This is a genomic window from Paenibacillus lupini (genome assembly GCF_011761355.1).
Lineage (GTDB): Bacteria > Bacillota > Bacilli > Paenibacillales > Paenibacillaceae > Pristimantibacillus > Pristimantibacillus lupini.
On the sequence record NZ_JAASRW010000002.1, the window covers coordinates 145,560 to 162,951 of the forward strand.

The window sequence follows — 17,392 nt, forward strand, 5'->3', positions numbered from 1 at the left end:
TGATGAAGCTTGGACAAGGACAAAGGCTTGTTATGATTGGTGATTCGATTACCGACTGCGAACGTAAATTTCCGCAAGGGGAAGGACTATTTCAGGGCGTAGGTAAAGGTTATGTGGCCTTGGTGGATGCTTTGCTTGCGACTGCTTATCCGGAGCTGTCTATCCGAGTAACCAATATGGGGATTGGCGGCAATACTGTACGCGATTTAAAAGCGAGATGGCAGATGGATGTGATAGATCTTAAGCCGGATTGGCTGACCGTTATGATTGGCATCAATGATGTATGGAGACAATTTGATCAGCCGTTTATACCGGAATCACATGTGCTCTTGGAGGAATATGAGCAAACCTTAGAGGAATTGGTAATATCAGCAAAGCAAGGGCTGCAAGGACTTCAGGGAGTTGTCCTTATGACGCCATTCTATTTGGAGCCTAATTCTGAAGATTGGATGCGCAAACGGATGGACGAATTCGGTCAGGCAGCAAAAAGAGTTGCGGAGCGCTCAGGTGCCCATTTTGTCGATATCCAAGCGGCATTCGCTTCGCAGTTCAAATATATTCATCCTACTGCAATCGCCTCTGATCGTGTGCATCCTGGTTTGGCTGGACATATGGTTATTGCACGGGCAGTGCTTAAGGCTCTTGGGTTTGAATGGGAGCGAATGGAAGACTAGCAAATATGGCGCCATCGGGATTTCTCCCAATGGCGCCATTATCCGTCTTTTGAATCTATTAGATTAGATTAGATTAGATTAGATTAGATCAGAAAGGCAGCTCGATAGCGACTTCTCTCTTCAGAGCAGAGGAACGGAGTACTCCGTCGATAATCGCTTGCTGAATGACGATCTGCTCTCCAGGAATAGGAGCGGGACGGCCTTCCCGTACAGCCTCGGAGAAGTCACGAACCTTCTCAAAGAACAGGTTGGTATCCGAATTGGTTACAGGGATTGGAGTCTCTGTTTGCTTACCCATGAAATCATGGAACAGCTTCATATCGCCGACACGGCCATCCCAGACGCCCGACCAGTTCCCTGTACCAAAAGGATTTACTTTAAGACCACCTTCTGTACCAAGGAACATCGTGGAGCCGAGGGAATCCATGTGCATAGCCCATGAGATTTTGAACTGCAGAACCAGATCATTCTCAAAGCGGACAAGCGCTACTCCAAAATCCTCAACATCGAATTTGGCTGCTTCCGGATGATAAGTAGGATTGGTGCCGAAATGATTGGAGGTATAGGCTGATACGGTAAGCGGCTTTGGATAGCCAAGTGCATTGAGCGCCATATCAAGGGAATAACATCCGATGTCTGCCATGGCACCTGCGCCAGCCAGATCCTTGCGGATGAAGGTACCACCCGGCATACCGCGTCTGCGTCCGCCGCCAGTCTCTACATAATAGACTTTGCCCAGCTTACCAGATTGGACGATGTCGTTAATGACCTTCATATTAGGATCGTAACGAGGTTGGAAGCCAATTGTCAGCATGCTGCCGGATTCCTGGGAGGCATGGACCATATCAATCGCTTCCTGTAAGGTAACGGACATCGGTTTTTCAAGCAGTACAGCTTTGCCGGCACGTAAAGCGTCTACCGTTGTAATATGGTGTGACGCGTTTGGTGTACAAATGCTGACGCCGTCCAGATCAAGCTCCAGCAGCTTGCGGTGATCTTCAAAGGGACTTGCTCCATGCAGCTGCTCTTTATCAATGAAGCTCTCTGCTTTACCGGAGATTACATCAGCGACCGCTACAATCTCAACATCAGCCAGTTGCTTATAAGCTCTTACATGGGCAGCGGCAATTCCGCCGCTGCCGATAATTCCGATTCGTTGTGTTTTAGCCATTTTTAAAATTCTCCTTTTCTTATGTGAGCTTCATAGGTTATAGGGGGGAAGGTTACGATTGGCCCTTCCTGTTCGAACGGGTAATCAATGACGATACGTCCAGATTCGGTATCGCCGATCCCGCTGTAAAGATTGACCCTGCCGTCAGGCCGCATCTCGATGCCGGCTGTAAAGGCACAATCTGTCAGATTAGACTTTTTGGCAGGTCCTTCGGGATAACATCGGCGAGTGCCAATAATTTTAAGATCGGTGAACTGATTGGTTTGCGGATCCAATACGAATGACATATTCATATAGGCTAGCGTACCATTGTCTGATTTATAACAAATATGTCCAATGACACCGATTTTACCGCTCTCTAGAAGGTATGCTTGATTACAGCCGCCCCATTCATCCTTCTGGAATAGTCCAGGAATATGCGGCGCATTCTCAATAACCTCCGAGGACAGCTCATCAAGACTGTTGATGACGGTAAAGCCGATGAGAGATTCACTGCCGTATTTTTGACGTACTTCTTCACTCCGCGGTCTGGAGAATACGCCAATTTTTTGATCAGGAAGCTGGACAAGCCGGATATCCTTCATACGATCAGGACCCGTTGTGAAATAGAGGAGATCTTGAAGATCAGTTCCTTTATAAAAATAGCCGTAGAACGTATCCAATTGTCCTAGGTTGTAACGGACATGTGTGCCGCCTAGGACAAGCTGCTTATCAACCATGCTGATATAGGGATCTTCAAGCTGATAGATCATGCTGTCCGGAACTAGAGTCCACTCATCCGGACCGGTTTGTTCAAACAAACGTACCCAGGAACGGGCCCATTCATCTCGTTTTTCTACTCGGCCATATATAAAGCGCTTACCGTTCCATTCGAACGGAATCGATGGATTATAGACGTCGAAGCCAGGGATGCCTAGGAAGCTAAGCTTAGCGCTTTCATAAATGCGTTTGTTATCTTCGAATAACTGACGTTGTTCCATCAGATTCATTGCTTGAAATCTCCTTTCTATCCTTTGTCTAGTCAGGTTAATCGTAATAGAAGGAAGGACATAAAATCTTGTTTATATTTAATATATTTTATGGTATTTTGACATGGTATTTAACCGCATGCGAAAGAACAGGAGGTGGCAGCTATGTTAAAGCTTCTTGCAGCAGATGGGATAGACCCGGAAATTCAAGCTCACTATCGGTTAATCACTTCCATTAACGATACAGTTGGTATGCATACCCATGATTTTTTTGAGCTGTTTCTTATTTTAAAAGGCAGTGTTGTTCATGTGATAAACGGCACGCGGCAGCTCCTGCAGGAGAATACGCTTGTGTTCATACGCGACCGGGATGTTCATTGCTATGAGCAATCGAATGAAGGGGACTGCCAGTTCATTAATCTTTCTTTTTATAAAGAGGTTATTGATGAGCTGTTCACTTTCTTAGGGGCTGGATTTCCAAGTGAAAAACTGTTTGAACCTGAATTACCCCCAACAATCCTGTTGTCCAAGACGGAAAAGGAATATGTGCGTTACCGGCTCGACCAGATGAATGTAACTCCTTCGGACGAGAAGCTGGTTGTCAAAGCAGAGGTGAGGGCTTTGCTGACGGATTTATTCTCCCGTTATATAAGGATTACAGTTGAAAAGGATAATCCTTATGGACAACCGGATTGGTTTCTGGCGCTTTGCTCGGAGATGAGGAAAAAAGAGCATTTTACAAGGGGAACATCAGCCTTACTCCAATTGTCAGGCAAATCACATGCTTATTTGTGCAGAATGTTTAAGCTGCATCTGAAGACCTCACCTACGCAATTCATTAATGAACTGCGAGTGTCTTACGCTGAGAATTTGCTGCTTAACTCGGATATGGACATCCTGGATATTAGCTTGGACACCGGTCTTGAGAATGTCAGCTATTTCTATGAGTTATTTAAAAGAAGACATCATATGACGCCTTATCGATTTCGGCAATTCGGTAGAATGATGCGTGACAAAATGTGAGAAGCCTGATTCGTCGTCGAATCGGGCTTTTAGCCTATGTTAAAAGGTTGGCATACTAACTTATACTAACTTTAACTTAAATAATAGGAAAATGCAGGATAAAAACTGTATTGACGTCTCAAAAAGTATGTGTTAATTTTAACATAGTATAATAAGATTGGAAGGGGGAGATAAGCCGTTCCTATTGAATCGCATCCCTTAGTGGCCATGCTCCTTTCTATACTTAAATCATGTGGGTTTGCTTGTCATCACTTAAATATCGTGTAGGAGGCATCTTATACTGGCTCAAAATTGAATACGCTTCCAACCTAGGTAGTTTCCTAACTTTTCCAACTAAAGTATCGCATTAGGGGTGAATTTCATCTGTATGGCTTAAAATTGCAGTCGAAAAGTGGTTAGTTGGTATACTAATTTGAAAAAAAGGATTTTGAAGGGGTGTTTTTTTGGAGACAACCAATAGAAGCTTATGGTCGAGGATCATGAGACATCGATATCTTTACTTAATGGTTTTGCCAGGTTTTCTAACGGTCTTAATCTTTAGCTACTTTCCAATGTACGGCATTCTAATTGCGTTTAAAGATTATAGTGCGGCTAAAGGAATAATGGATAGCCCATGGGTTGGATTTAAATACTTTAACACTTTCTTTCACGATCCGATGGCGTTCAGGGTGCTCAAGAACACTTTATTGTTAGGGGTATTTACATTGTTCTGGTCCTTCCCTGCTCCAATCATTCTAGCTTTACTATTTAACGAACTGCGAAACAAGAGGTTTAAAAAAGTTGTACAAACCGTTTCGTATTTTCCACATTTTATTTCGGTTGTTATCGTTGCCGGCATGATTAAGGAGTTTACAGCGAGAGACGGACTTTTTAATGATATCATTTCATTTTTTGGCGGATCGCCAATCATGTTTCTGCTCGAACCAGATTATTTCAGAACCATCTTCATTTCATCGGGTATATGGCAAGGGATTGGTTTCGGTACGATCATCTACCTGGCTGCATTAAGCGGTATCGATCCTACTCTTTATGATGTAGCGGAAGTGGATGGCGCCAATCGGTGGAAGAAAATTGTACATATCACATGGCCGTCATTACGATCTACAACCGTCATCCTGCTTATCTTCGCTGTTGGCGGAGTACTCGGGACAGACTTCCAAAAAATTATATTACTCTATTCGCCTGAAACGTACAGCGTGGCGGATGTCATAGGCTCCTATGTATACCGACAAGGGATATTGGGAGCGCAATATGAGTACACGACGGCTATTGGCTTGTTCATGTCCGTTATATCCTTCATTGTTCTGTATCTGACCAACTGGATTAGCCGTAAGGTTTCAGATACAAGTTTGTTCTAGGAGATGAGAAGCAATGAAAAAGATGAGCTTTGGTTCCAGAGCGTTTGACACGGTTAACATTCTTATTATGCTGATGATTCTGGTCGCAGTGCTGTATCCGATCCTGAATATTATAGCGACGTCTGTGAGTAGTTCCCGATTCATCTCTTCAGGCAGTGTGACCGTCTGGCCTAAAGGCTTCAATATTGAAGCTTATACAACGGTATTCAAAGACCCCTTTATATTTAAGGGCTATATCAACTCCATTTTGTATGCTGTAGGCTCAACGGGTCTCATGCTGCTGTTTACATCCTTGTTTGCTTATCCGCTTACGGTTCAAGGGTTTGTCGGGAAAAAGTTTCTGACGATCTTTCTCATGATTACGATGTTCTTTGGCGGAGGCTTGATTCCTACCTATTTGCTTATGAGAAGCATGCATTTACTAGATACGGTGTGGGTCATGATTCTTCCAGGTGCCATTGGAGCTTATAACGTCTTTCTATTTCGAACCTTCTTCATGAATATTCCATCCGAGCTTAAAGAATCGGCTTTAATGGATGGTGCCAATGATCTTGTTGTCCTGTTCCGAATCATTCTGCCTTTATCCAAAGCACTGCTTGCTACGTTTGCTTTATTTGGACTTGTAGGAAGCTGGAACAGCTGGTTTGAGGCTTTAGTTTATCTTCAGGATCAGGATAAATATCCACTGCAGATGGTATTAAGAAACTATTTGTTCACCATGGATACCAATGCTATTGCAGGAAGGGTTGGCGCTGGCAACGTTGCGATTAATCAGGCGGGTGATTCTCTTGATCCGCAGGCTGTACGAATGAGTGTCATCATTATCACGATGTTCCCTATTATGTGTATTTACCCGTTCTTCCAGAAGCATTTCACAAAAGGGGTACTGGTTGGCTCGATTAAGGGTTAGGGGAATGGCAGGCGCTGTAGTAATTGGAATTCTACTTGGGAGGTGATGGCACCGCGTTGTATCTAGTAAGCCTCATTTCATGCTGTAAACCAATAATTATACAGGAGGGGTTTGTATGAAAAGAAAGACCACGTCTTTGCTTTTAGCTTCCATGTTGGCTCTCACAGTAGCAGGCTGTACCAATAATACAAATAATACTAACGCACCAGATACTAGTTCGAATACAGGTGCGACAGATAGCAAGCCTTTGAGCTTTTCGGTAGCGCTGCCATCTAATGGTGTAGATAACGAGAACAGCATGATGGGTAAAGAATGGCAGAAGGAAATGGAAGCGTACATGGGCAGGAAGGTTAATATCGACTTCAACTATATTCCTTCCTCCGAATACGATGAAAAGCTGAAATTAATGATTGCTAGTAATGATCTGCCGGACTTCTTCGTCACACCACTATTCTACGATACGACTGAAATGGCAGAGCAAGGCCAGATCCTGGAGCTAAGCCAGTACAAGGATCTTATGCCGAATTATATGAACTATTTGAGCAAGGTAAAGAATGGTCTGACGCGTGTAACGAATGCTGAAGGTAAAATGTATACCTTTAAAGAAACTTCAACGCCAAGGTACCCAGCTGATAAAGGTATGCTGATTCAAAATACATCCTCGTACCGTTATGATCTTTTCCAGCAAAATAATATTAAAATTCCTGAAACATGGGATGACGTTTACCAGGCCGCTAAGAAACTGAAAGAGCTGTACCCGGATAAATATCCGATTGCTACTAGATGGAACAGCTTACGTTCCTTATTCGCTGCGGATCATGTAAAGGATGATATTTATTGGAATGGCAGTAAATATGTTTATGGTGTCCTTGAGGACGGATATAGAGATGCTCTGCAATTTGCCAACAAGCTTTATGCGGAGAAGCTTCTGGATCCGGAGTATACCATCGATACAGACGATACGCTGAAGCGGAAAGCATTGAATGGCGATAACTTTATTTGGCTGGCCCAATGGTTTACGACTCCAGCGGAATATACGAGAACAGTAAATGACGGAAAAGTATTCGCGGTAACTCTCTACCCGGATAATCCGGATTACGGCAAATCATGGCAGGAAGTTGCAAACGGCAATACACCTGATCTAGGCTGGGCTCAGTTCTGTATCAATGCTAAAACAAAAGTTCCCGAAGATCTGATTAAGCTTATTGACTATCAATACTCGGATAAGATCATCAACCTCGTTACTTGGGGGCTTGAAGGAACGACGTATACAGTTGGAGCTGACGGTGTTCAAACCTTTAATGATGAATTTAAAACTGCACCAGATCCATGGTTAGTCGGCGATAAGTACGGGATCCGCGCAAGTAAAAACTATAACCCTGGTCTGCAAATGGTTAACGATTCCAGAGCATTCGTAGACTTCGCAGCGAAGGATTACACCTACTTCAATGGCAAATATGAAGAGGTTCCTATTGAGAAATCGCCTTATCTGACAAGCCTGCCAATGCCTAATAATGATTATGTTCCTTCGTCGTACAGCGAGCCTAGCATTCAATTCACGCAGGACGAAAGCCAGAAGATTTCCGAAATTATGAACCCGGTTAAAACCTTTGTAACGGAAGAGCAGGCTAAATTTGTGTCGGGCAAATCCAGCTTTGAGGACTGGTCCAAATTTACGGATAAGTTGAAGAAAATGGGCGATATCGATAAAGTACTGCAGATCTACAACGATGCCGCAGCGCGTGCAACGAAGTAATTCATACAGCTTCTTACAGATGGGAGTGAGAGATTATGGCCAAACCAATTATTGGACTTCAACTATATACTTTGCGTGATTTAACCGAAAAAGACTTCCTTGGAACTATTCGGAAAGCTGCGCAGTTAGGCTATAAAGCGGTTGAGTTTGCGGGATTTTACGATACACCTGCCAAGGATGTCAGAGCGCTGCTCAATGAGCTTGATTTGCTGGCGCCATCTGCTCATATCGGGATTAATTACGGAGATGCAGATGTACGATCCGCAGAGCTTGACCGCCAGATCGAATATGCTCAGGAAATTGGCTTGCAGTATATCGTTGCGCCATCGGCACCTCTGCCTAATCAGCCAACCATGGATGATGTGAAGAAGCTGGCTGCTATTTTCGAAGAAGTGGGAAGAAAAGTGTCAGAGGCAGGGCTGCAATTTGGCTATCATAACCATGATTTTGAATTTAAATTGGTTAACAACAAACCAGTCATGGATCATTTCCTTGAGCTCGTTCCAGCGCAATATCTTGTTGCTGAATTTGATTTAGGCTGGATTCATACGGCAGGATATACGCCTGTGGATTATGTGAAGCAATACAGCGGGCGTGTACCACTTGTGCATTTTAAGGATTTTGTGGAAGGTCATAGAGATACCGAGGTAGGTAAAGGCGCTGTTGATCTTAAAAGTGTCCTGCCAATTGCAGAGGCATCGGGTATTAAGTACATCTTTGTCGAACAGGAAACATTCTCCTCATCATCACTGGAGAGTGCAGCGATCAGCCTAGCGTTTTTTCATAAGAACGGCTTTTAATCTGCAAGAGCAGTAGAAGTAGTTCACGAAAATGAGGAGCAGTTTGCCGACAGCATGCTGCTCTTTTTCGTGAAAGAGGTTGGTTTATAACAGTAATGTAAGCGCTTTATTTATTTGGAATGCTTAAGGAGGTGATGCGATGAGCTGATGTTAATGATTAACAGAAACATGAGGAGGTTTATTCTGACATCATAGATGATGAGTTGCGATAGGGACATTATATGAAGCGGAGGATTATAACGTATGCAATTGAAGTTTCGGAGAACATCCGGGATTGTAGCCTCAATCCTGCTGAGCTTGGCTGTATTCCCGGGGACGATGGCTGCAGACACAGCTGCGCCTGTACCCGTGTCTAGCCAGGCCTATAACGAGCAGCTGCCTTTCAGTATTCAAGTTGTCGATTCGGAGACCGGACGAGGCATTCCAGCTGTGGAGCTGAGAACAACGAACAACATGATTTACTATACGGATAGTGCAGGATATGTAGCATTCAAAGAAGTTGGGCTGATGAATGATACGGTATTTTTCCATCTGTCTAGTGACGGCTATAAGGTGCCTCAGGATATGTTCGGATATTATGGGCAAGCCGTTGAGGTAACGCCTGGAGGAAGTATTAAGCTGACGATGGAGCGGGTGAATATCGCCGAGCGGCTGTATCGATTGACCGGTCAGGGTATTTACCGGGACAGCATATTGCTTGGCAAAACACCACCGATTGAGGAACCACTCCTGAACGGGAAGGTTATGGGTCAGGATTCCGTTCAAACGATCAAATACAAGGGCAAGCTGTATTGGTTCTGGGGAGACACGGATCGTGTAGCTTATCCGCTTGGGAATTTCCGTGTTACAGGGGCTACCTCGAAGCTGCCGGGGCAAGGCGGACTCGATCCAGATGTAGGTGTTGATTTAGATTACTTCACACAAGAGGACGGCTTCGTTAAAAGTCTTGTCCCATCGCTGTCTGATGGAGCTAATATCGCGTGGGTATTTGGTTTAATGACAGCTAAGGATGCAAGCGGAAAAGAGCGGCTGCTTGCTGGTTACAGCACGCATAATCCGGATCTGTCTGCCTTCGGCATTCTCCAGTTCAACGATCAGACGGAGCAGTTCGAGCAGCTTGTCCAGTTCCCTGACAAGAACGACTGGCGTCATCCGGGTGGTCAAGCGAGCTACTATAAAGAGAATGGCAAAGGGTATTGGGTATTCACTGAGCACCGGATGCCAAATCTGCGTGTGCCTGCGACTTACGATGCGATTAAGGACTATACGAAATATGAGTCTTTCACGGCGCTCAAACCGGGGACGACTTATGACGGTGCGAATACACAGCTTGAACGGGACGCCGCGGGTAAGCTTGTATGGGGCTGGAAAAAGAATACTCCACCGCTGAAGCAGGATCAGGAGAAGGAGCTCATCAGCCTGGGATTAATTAAGGCAAGCGATACACGTTATTACCAGCTGAATGATGTGGACACTGGCGCTGACGTAACATTAGCAGGCAGCTCCGTTGAATGGAATGATTACCGCCAGAAGTATGTCATGTTTGGACAGCAAATGGGCGGAAGTACATCAGGACTTGGTGAAATGTGGTTCGCGGAGGCACCTGCGCCGCAGGGGCCGTGGACAACGGCTAAAAAAATCATTACACATGACAACTACACCTTCTATAACCCGGCTCATGATGAGTTTTTCGACAAGGCCGGCGGCAGATACATTTACCTGGAAGCTACTTACACGAATACATTTACGGATAGTGAACCAACGCCGCGCTATAACTACAATCAGATGATGTATAAGCTCGATCTTGCCAATCCCAAGCTTGGGCTTACGCCGGTAGTGAGTGATTTGGCAAAAAGCAAAGCCATTACCTCTTCTTCGTATGAGAAGGATCATCAGGCCAATCTCGCTATTGACGGTAATTCTGCGACACAGTGGACTTCTGACTCCAAAAAAAATCCGCAATGGCTGAAGGTTGATCTTGGTGCTCCAAGTCTTATTCAACGAGTGGTGTTGAAATGGGGGACTGCGTACGGCAAAGCGTACCAGATTCAAGCTTCAAACGATGGAGTGAAATGGACCGATCTGTACAGCACGAAGAAAAGTGATGGTGGTGTTGAAGAAATAAAGCTGAAGGACACAAAGGCAAGATATATACGGCTATACGGAACATCAAGCGGTAGCTCTCATGGCTATTCTGTGCGGGATTTCGAAGTGTACGGAACGCCGCAGAATACCTAATAAATCTTGATTGGAGGAGAAAAATACATGGGATTTCATTTTCACAAAGCATCTAGACTAATGGCGGGAGTTATGCTGGCAGTGGCCATATTCCCTGGCACTATCGCATCTGCAGGCGCATCGGACGGTAATCCTGCAGGAAAGCCAGCGCAAAGTCAGGTTTATACTCAACAGCTCTTCAAAATTCACGTAGTAGACGCCGAGACGGGCAGAGGTATTCCAGCCGTGGAGCTGAAGACAACCAATAACATCCGTTTCTACACGGATAGTGCCGGTAATGTTGCTTTTGACGAGCCTGGGCTTATGAATGAAACCGTCTTTTTCCATCTGTCCAGCAGCGGGTATGAAGTACCAACGGACATGTTCGGCTATCGTGGTCAAGCGGTCAATGTAACACCTGGCGGGAACGTGACGATTCAGATGAATCGGATTAATATCGCTGAACGGCTGTATCGGGTAACCGGACAAGGGATTTACAGGGACAGTGTTATGCTTGGTGAGACAACTCCAATCGAAGAGCCGCTTCTTAACGGGAAGGTCATGGGTCAGGATTCGGTTCAGACGATCAAATACAAGGATAAGCTGTACTGGTTCTGGGGCGATACGGATCGGCCTTCCTATCCACTAGGAAATTTCCGTGTGACAGGTGCCACCTCGAAGCTCCCTAGCCAAGGTCTGGATCTCGATGTTGGTGTAGATCTCGACTATATTACACGTGAGGACGGCTTTGTGAAAAGTCTCGTTCCGCCTCTATCCGATGGAGCGAACATCGCTTGGGTTTTTGGACTAATGACGGTAAAGGACGATAGCGGTGAAGAACGGTTGCTGGCTGCTTACAGCACACATGATCCTAACCCTCATTCGTTTGGCATTCTGATCTTTAATGATGAGAAGCAAGAGTTCGAGCAGCTGGTCCAATTCCCAGGTGTCAGCGACTGGCGTTACGCGGGAATGGGCGGGCAAGGAACGTATTATGAGGATGGCGGCAAAGGGTATTATATATTCACTCAGCACGAGTATCCAAATATTCGGGTAGAGGCGAAGATGGATGCCATTGTAGAATACACCCAATACGAGTATTTTACCCCGCTTGCGCCAGGGACGACTTATGCCGGGGTAAACACACAGCTTGAGCGTGATGCTGATGGCAAGCTGGTATGGGGCTGGAAGAAAAACACGCAGATGCTTACGCAGGAACAGGAGAAAGAGCTAATTGGACTTGGTGTCCTCCATGCAGATGATGAGCGTTATTTCCAACTGAAAGACGTGGATTCAGGAGATGACGTTCAAATCGCTCAAAGCTCCGTCGAATGGAATGAATACCGCCACAGCTATGTGATGATTGGACAGGAGAAATTCGGCAAGACCTCATTGCTCGGCGAACTCTGGTTTGCGGAAGCACCTGCTCCCAACGGACCATGGAAGGTCGCGAAAAAAATAATTACCCACAACGAGTACTCGTTCTATAATCCTTCCCAGCATGAATACTTCATCAAGGACGATGGCCGTTACCTCTATTTCGAGGCAACCTTCACCAATACGTTTACGGACGCTCCGGCTATGCCGCGTTACAACTATAATCAGATGATGTATAAGCTTGACCTTGCTAACCCGGTGCTGAACTTGACACCGCCAACAGGTCCGGAACTTATTGAACTAGCTAAAGGAAAAGCAATTACTTCTTCTTCCTCGGAGAGTGCACACCAAGCTGTTGATGGCAATGATGGAAACAGCCAAACACGCTGGGCATCTGACTCCTCCGATCCGCAGTGGATTCAGGTTGATCTCGGCGCTCCTAGCCTCATCAGTCGTGTCAGACTGGAATGGGAGGCGGCTTATGGCAAGGGCTATCAAATTCAAGTGTCGAATGACGGGCAGAATTGGACCGATGTCTATAGCACGACTTCCGGAGATGGAGGTACTGATATCGTCAACTTCGATGAAACTGAAGCTAGATATGTAAGGATGTACGGTACATCCAGAGGTACGATGTACGGCTATTCGTTATGGGAGTTTAAAGTGTTTGGGCAGGCAGAAGATCAAGAAGCTCCTGAACGGGTGGTGGAGTAAATCGGATGAAAAAGAGGATAAAAGTGATGCTTACAGCCGTAATAGGGGTGACAACGGTATTGTCATCTGGCCTGGTTAATGATCCGTCTCCTGCTTCGGCAGCCGACCCTGTACTCTCTGCCTCAACGGCGGATAATTGGACCAATCTGTTCAACAGAGCAGGCTATTCTAACACTTGGCTAAATGCAGACGGTATATACTCTACACCTCTTAATGAGGTGGACTCGATTGGAAGTGCCAGCAGTAATTCCAAAACGTTTTTCATCTTTAGTGATACGATCCTTGGCTCTGCTAATGCTGCTGGTGCTATTAGTAATCTGACTTATCAGAACCATTCCTCGGCTGTTTTGACCGGAAACACTCCTACGGTTAGTAACATCAGCTTCAAGTATGGGGATAAGGCAAATATGAATACTTCCCAGGGGAACAACCTCTTCGGGTATACGGCCTGGATGCAGGAAGCTATTGCACTCGGAGGGAATGTGTACGTCTTTGGCATTCCGTTTGATGGAACCTGGAAGCCTACACAAGTTGATTTAATTACTATACCAGTCGTTAATAACGAGCCTAATTACGCCGGGTTTACCAAAACCTCGGCTGTCTCAAAGCTTTATTATAAGAATACGACCTACTTGTATGATTATGGTGTCGGCATCATGAATAACTCTTCCCAGGCTGGAGCGCCGAATCCCGACGGGTACATTTATCTGTATGGATATCGGGATGCGCTTATTGGGGGACAGAAGGATTTGATCGTCTCCAGAGTGCTCCGGTCCGAGTTCCCGAATTTTAACAATTTAAAATATTGGAACGGAAGCAGCTGGAGCTCCACCATAACGGATTCAGCAGCTCTGTTAAGTAATGTCTCGACAGAGCTTAGTGTTACACCTGTTACCAGCGGGCTGTATAATGGCAAATATATTGCTGTTTATACTAATGCCGTACAGAGCGCTGATATGATGTATGCCATAGGCGACAGCCCGACAGGTCCGTTTGCGCAGCCGGTTAAATTTTATACCGCACCTGAATATGAAGGAGTAGGCTCTGGTCAGCGTTACACCTATAATGCAAAAGCTCATCCTCACCTGTCGAGCCCTGGTCAGCTGCTTATCTCCTATAATGTTAATCGTATGGGCGGAGCAAGTAATACGAATGATTACAGACCAAGGTTTGTTAATCTAAATTTAGGGTCAAGCAACTTAGCCTTGAATAAAAGTGCAACAGCTTCGTCTACTGATGATGCCTCGAACCGTACGGCGGTTAAGGCTGTTGACGGTATTTCAGGTACCCGGTGGTCATCAGCATACAGCGACCCGCAATGGATTTATGTGGACCTCGGCTCTTCTCAAACGATCAACCATGTGAAGTTGAATTGGGAGGCTGCTTACGGGAAGAGCTACCAGATCCAGGTATCGAGCAACGCATCTGACTGGACGACTGTCTATTCGACTACAACAGGAGATGGTGGTCTGGATGACATCACTTTTAATGCAGTAAACGGCAGGTATGTCAGGATGTATGGAACGCAGCGAGTGAATGCAGGGTGGGGCTACTCTTTGTGGGATTTTGAAGTATACAATAATTAGACTTTAGAAAAGAGACATTCGATCCCTGTTGATTGGGGTTCGGATGTCTTTTTTTTACTTGACTGGCCCAACAGGATATCATTAAGAGGAGTAGAGGTATTAAATAGTGGGGTAAATGAACGAGGAAAGGCGAGGAGTCTATGCTTTTTTATATCATTGCAGCATTTGTTGTATTAGTTGATCAACTATCAAAAATATTAATCCGTATTCACGTAAAGATTGACGAAACTTATTCCCTATGGGGTATTCCAATGACTCATATTGAGAACAGTGGTATGGCTGGAAGCCATTTTCAAGGTTATGGTCGTCTCTTTGGGATCTTAGCTGTCCTGTTTATTGTGGTTGTGATCTACAATCGAAGAAAAGGGATGTTTAATGGGAAAACGTTAGAGATTAGTTTAGCTTTCCTAGTAGGCGGAGCGGCTGGAAATGGCATCGATCGTCTATTGTTTGGGGAGGTCACTGATTTTTTAGTGTCACGTTCCGGTAACGGTGTGCTCAATATGGCGGATCATGCGATTGAAATCGGAGTATTGCTATTAATCATTAGTCTGGTCATTCGACCGTTAAAGAGAGTTTTTAGTCATAGTTGAGATTATGATCCGAGATTATTCGCAAGATTTTATTCTTAATTAGTTATGGGTGTTTAAAATTTAGCTGTCTTTCAAAAGTTGGATGACAATATTTTGATACAGGTCGCATCTTTTTGTCGTTTAAACAAGTCAGCCCGTCCTCTAAAATGAAGGTAAGAGTTTACTTTACTTCAATAAGAGGAGAGCTCAAAAATGCAGCAATTATACTATGGTGTGGCTTACTACGACGAATATATGCCTTATGAGAGACTTGAAGAAGATATTCGAATGATGAAGGCTGCCGGCATTAATCTTGTCCGCATTGCAGAGTCGACATGGAGTACCCATGAGCCTCAAAATGGGATCTTCGATTTTACTAGTGTTGATCGTGTCCTAGATGCGATGTATGAAGCGGGCATTCATGTAATCGTCGGAACGCCAACGTATGCTGTGCCGACATGGATGGTTAAGGAGCATCCGGATGTACTGGCAGAGACATCAAGTGGGCCAGGGCGTTATGGGGCAAGGCAGATCATGGATATCTCTAATCCGACGTATCTCTTTTATTCAGAAAGAATCATTCGTAAGCTGATTGGGCGAGTATGCAAGCATCCCGCTGTAATTGGGTATCAGGTAGATAACGAAACGAAGCACTACGGGACGAGCGGGGCTAATGTTCAGCATCGGTTCATTAAATATATGAAAGACAAATTTGGTACAGTGGAGCAGCTGAATAAGGAATTTGGCCTCGACTATTGGAGTAACCGAATCAATAGCTGGGAGGACTTCCCTTCGGCTGTAGGTACTATTAACGGCAGTCTTGGTGCAGAATTTTCTCGATTCCAGCGTCAGCTGGTTACGGATTTCCTAGCTTGGCAAGTATCCATTTTGAATGAATATAAGCAGCCTGATCAGTTCGTGACGCATAACTTCGACTTTGATTGGCGCGGATATTCATTTGGTGTCCAGAAGGATGTAGACCACTTTGAAGCGGCAAAGGCACTCGATATCGCTGGTGTCGATATCTATCATCCCTCACAGGACGAGCTGACAGGGAAGGAAATCTCGTTTGGAGGAGACTCCACTCGTTCTCTCAAGGGGAAAAACTATTTCGTGATCGAGACACAAGCGCAGGCCTTTCCGAATTGGACGCCTTATCCTTGTCAGCTTCGGCTTCAAGCGTTTAGCCATCTTGCTTCAGGGGCTAATATGGTCGCTTATTGGCACTGGCATTCGATTCATAACTCTATTGAAACCTATTGGAAGGGTCTTCTCAGTCATGATCTGGGAAGCAATCCAACATACGAAGAAGCGGTAACGATTGGTCGAGATTTCAAGAAGTTGTCTGCTAACCTAGTTAATTTGAAAAAAGAAAACCGGGCTGCAATGCTTGTCAGTAACGAAGCGTTAACTGCTATCGAATGGTTCAAGCTGCCTGGAGGCGAAGTGCGTTATAACGAAATTGTTCGTCTTCTCTATGATCGGTTATATGAAATGAATATAGGTTGTGACTTGCTGCACCCAAGCTCTTATGACAGGTTCAAGAACTATGATCTGATTGTTGTTCCAGCACTGTATGCAGCTTCATATGATCTCCTGGAGAAGCTAAATCAATATGTGGAGTCGGGCGGTCATGTAGTTTATACGTTTAAGAGCGGGTTTGCTAACGAGCATATTCAGGTCCGAACGGGCATTCAGCCGGGTATAATCGAAAAGGCATGCGGCATTCAATATAGTCAGTTCGTAGAGCCCAACAAGGTTTCGCTTAAGGGAAATCCTTTTGAAGTTGAAGAGGAGTCTAATCAAGTTAAGGTCTGGATGGAGCTCCTTACACCAACAACAGCGGAGGTGCTTGCCTGGTATGATCACCCTCACTGGGGGACTTATGCAGCGATAACGGAAAACAAATATGGTCGTGGTACAGCCACTTACATCGGTTATGTGCCAAGTCCAGAGGTTGCAGGGAAAGTATTAGAGAGAGCTTGTAAGGCTGCAGGGTTATATGACCTGGATCAAGAGCTTCGTTTCCCGTTAATCGTTAAGTCGGGAGTGAATGAAGCGGGTAAGACCATTCGGTATTACTTTAACTACTCAAGTCAATCGGAGTCTTTCTCGTATCCGCATAGGAGCGGGATAGAGCTATTATCTGGCCGGAATATCCTGCCGGGTGAGCCAGTCGAGTTAGACCGCTGGGGTTTTGTCATTATTGAGGAGAGCGAAGCCTCTGTGAAATAAGTTAATAAGGCAGTTCGTTTAGGAAAGCCCA

Annotated in this window: 13 protein-coding genes; 11 read left to right on the top strand and 2 right to left on the bottom strand. The window is 45.2% G+C overall.

Annotated features, from left to right (window positions below):
- The first annotated feature begins 2 nt into the window (after positions 1-2).
- Positions 3-674 carry an SGNH/GDSL hydrolase family protein gene (locus FHS17_RS06405; protein WP_167278164.1) on the top strand — a complete coding sequence of 224 codons (672 nt, stop codon included), beginning with the start codon at positions 3-5 and terminating at the stop codon, positions 672-674.
- An 88-nt stretch (positions 675-762) separates the two neighbouring features.
- Here the strand turns inward: FHS17_RS06405 and FHS17_RS06410 are convergent, their stop codons facing one another.
- Positions 763-1,845 (bottom strand): Gfo/Idh/MocA family protein, encoded by a 1,083-nt coding sequence (locus FHS17_RS06410; protein WP_167276851.1) that lies wholly within the window; start codon positions 1,843-1,845, stop codon positions 763-765.
- Positions 1,846-1,847: 2 nt separating this feature from the next.
- A complete protein-coding gene (locus FHS17_RS06415) occupies positions 1,848-2,834 on the bottom strand; it encodes an MTP-1 family protein (protein ID WP_167276854.1) in 987 nt (328 codons plus the stop codon).
- Positions 2,835-2,978: 144 nt separating this feature from the next.
- On the opposite strand from FHS17_RS06415, the gene FHS17_RS06420 reads away from it, so the two are divergent.
- The 10 genes from FHS17_RS06420 to FHS17_RS06465 all read left to right on the top strand — a co-directional run bounded on the left by FHS17_RS06420 (position 2,979) and on the right by FHS17_RS06465 (position 17,361).
- Positions 2,979-3,836, top strand: a complete 858-nt coding sequence (locus tag FHS17_RS06420; protein WP_167276859.1) for a helix-turn-helix domain-containing protein — start codon at positions 2,979-2,981, stop codon at positions 3,834-3,836.
- A 443-nt stretch (positions 3,837-4,279) separates the two neighbouring features.
- Complete coding sequence (locus FHS17_RS06425; protein WP_167276863.1) at positions 4,280-5,194, top strand: ABC transporter permease; 915 nt, start codon at positions 4,280-4,282, stop codon at positions 5,192-5,194.
- Positions 5,195-5,207: 13 nt separating this feature from the next.
- Positions 5,208-6,104: a carbohydrate ABC transporter permease gene (locus FHS17_RS06430; RefSeq protein WP_167276867.1), complete on the top strand. Its 897-nt coding sequence runs from the start codon at positions 5,208-5,210 to the stop codon at positions 6,102-6,104.
- Between the two features lie 115 nt (positions 6,105-6,219).
- A complete protein-coding gene (locus tag FHS17_RS06435; protein WP_167276871.1) occupies positions 6,220-7,860 on the top strand; it encodes an extracellular solute-binding protein in 1,641 nt (546 codons plus the stop codon).
- A 35-nt stretch (positions 7,861-7,895) separates the two neighbouring features.
- Complete coding sequence (locus FHS17_RS06440) at positions 7,896-8,660, top strand: sugar phosphate isomerase/epimerase family protein (RefSeq protein WP_167276875.1); 765 nt, start codon at positions 7,896-7,898, stop codon at positions 8,658-8,660.
- Positions 8,661-8,903: 243 nt separating this feature from the next.
- Positions 8,904-10,898: a discoidin domain-containing protein gene (locus tag FHS17_RS06445; RefSeq protein ID WP_167276879.1), complete on the top strand. Its 1,995-nt coding sequence runs from the start codon at positions 8,904-8,906 to the stop codon at positions 10,896-10,898.
- A 27-nt stretch (positions 10,899-10,925) separates the two neighbouring features.
- On the top strand, positions 10,926-12,968 hold the full coding sequence (locus FHS17_RS06450) for a discoidin domain-containing protein (RefSeq protein ID WP_167276883.1): 2,043 nt from the start codon (positions 10,926-10,928) through the stop codon (positions 12,966-12,968).
- A 5-nt stretch (positions 12,969-12,973) separates the two neighbouring features.
- Positions 12,974-14,554, top strand: a complete 1,581-nt coding sequence (locus FHS17_RS30445; protein ID WP_243865223.1) for a galactose-binding domain-containing protein — start codon at positions 12,974-12,976, stop codon at positions 14,552-14,554.
- Positions 14,555-14,694: 140 nt separating this feature from the next.
- Positions 14,695-15,147 carry a signal peptidase II gene (gene lspA / locus FHS17_RS06460; RefSeq protein WP_167276888.1) on the top strand — a complete coding sequence of 151 codons (453 nt, stop codon included), beginning with the start codon at positions 14,695-14,697 and terminating at the stop codon, positions 15,145-15,147.
- A 192-nt stretch (positions 15,148-15,339) separates the two neighbouring features.
- Positions 15,340-17,361 carry a beta-galactosidase gene (locus tag FHS17_RS06465; RefSeq protein WP_167276892.1) on the top strand — a complete coding sequence of 674 codons (2,022 nt, stop codon included), beginning with the start codon at positions 15,340-15,342 and terminating at the stop codon, positions 17,359-17,361.
- The last annotated feature ends 31 nt before the right edge of the window (positions 17,362-17,392 follow it).

What these genes read in the sequence shown, in the direction of transcription:
- FHS17_RS06410 (WP_167276851.1), bottom strand. Translation starts at nt 1,845, where the DNA reads ATGGCTAAAACACAACGAATCGGAATTATCGGCAGCGGCGGAATTGCC.
- FHS17_RS06420 (WP_167276859.1), top strand. Translation starts at nt 2,979, where the DNA reads ATGTTAAAGCTTCTTGCAGCAGATGGGATAGACCCGGAAATTCAAGCT.
- FHS17_RS06465 (WP_167276892.1), top strand. Translation starts at nt 15,340, where the DNA reads ATGCAGCAATTATACTATGGTGTGGCTTACTACGACGAATATATGCCT.
- FHS17_RS06435 (WP_167276871.1), top strand. Translation starts at nt 6,220, where the DNA reads ATGAAAAGAAAGACCACGTCTTTGCTTTTAGCTTCCATGTTGGCTCTC.
- FHS17_RS30445 (WP_243865223.1), top strand. Translation starts at nt 12,974, where the DNA reads ATGAAAAAGAGGATAAAAGTGATGCTTACAGCCGTAATAGGGGTGACA.
- FHS17_RS06415 (WP_167276854.1), bottom strand. Translation starts at nt 2,834, where the DNA reads ATGAATCTGATGGAACAACGTCAGTTATTCGAAGATAACAAACGCATT.
- FHS17_RS06405 (WP_167278164.1), top strand. Translation starts at nt 3, where the DNA reads ATGAAGCTTGGACAAGGACAAAGGCTTGTTATGATTGGTGATTCGATT.
- FHS17_RS06450 (WP_167276883.1), top strand. Translation starts at nt 10,926, where the DNA reads ATGGGATTTCATTTTCACAAAGCATCTAGACTAATGGCGGGAGTTATG.
- FHS17_RS06430 (WP_167276867.1), top strand. Translation starts at nt 5,208, where the DNA reads ATGAAAAAGATGAGCTTTGGTTCCAGAGCGTTTGACACGGTTAACATT.
- FHS17_RS06445 (WP_167276879.1), top strand. Translation starts at nt 8,904, where the DNA reads ATGCAATTGAAGTTTCGGAGAACATCCGGGATTGTAGCCTCAATCCTG.
- lspA (WP_167276888.1), top strand. Translation starts at nt 14,695, where the DNA reads ATGCTTTTTTATATCATTGCAGCATTTGTTGTATTAGTTGATCAACTA.
- FHS17_RS06440 (WP_167276875.1), top strand. Translation starts at nt 7,896, where the DNA reads ATGGCCAAACCAATTATTGGACTTCAACTATATACTTTGCGTGATTTA.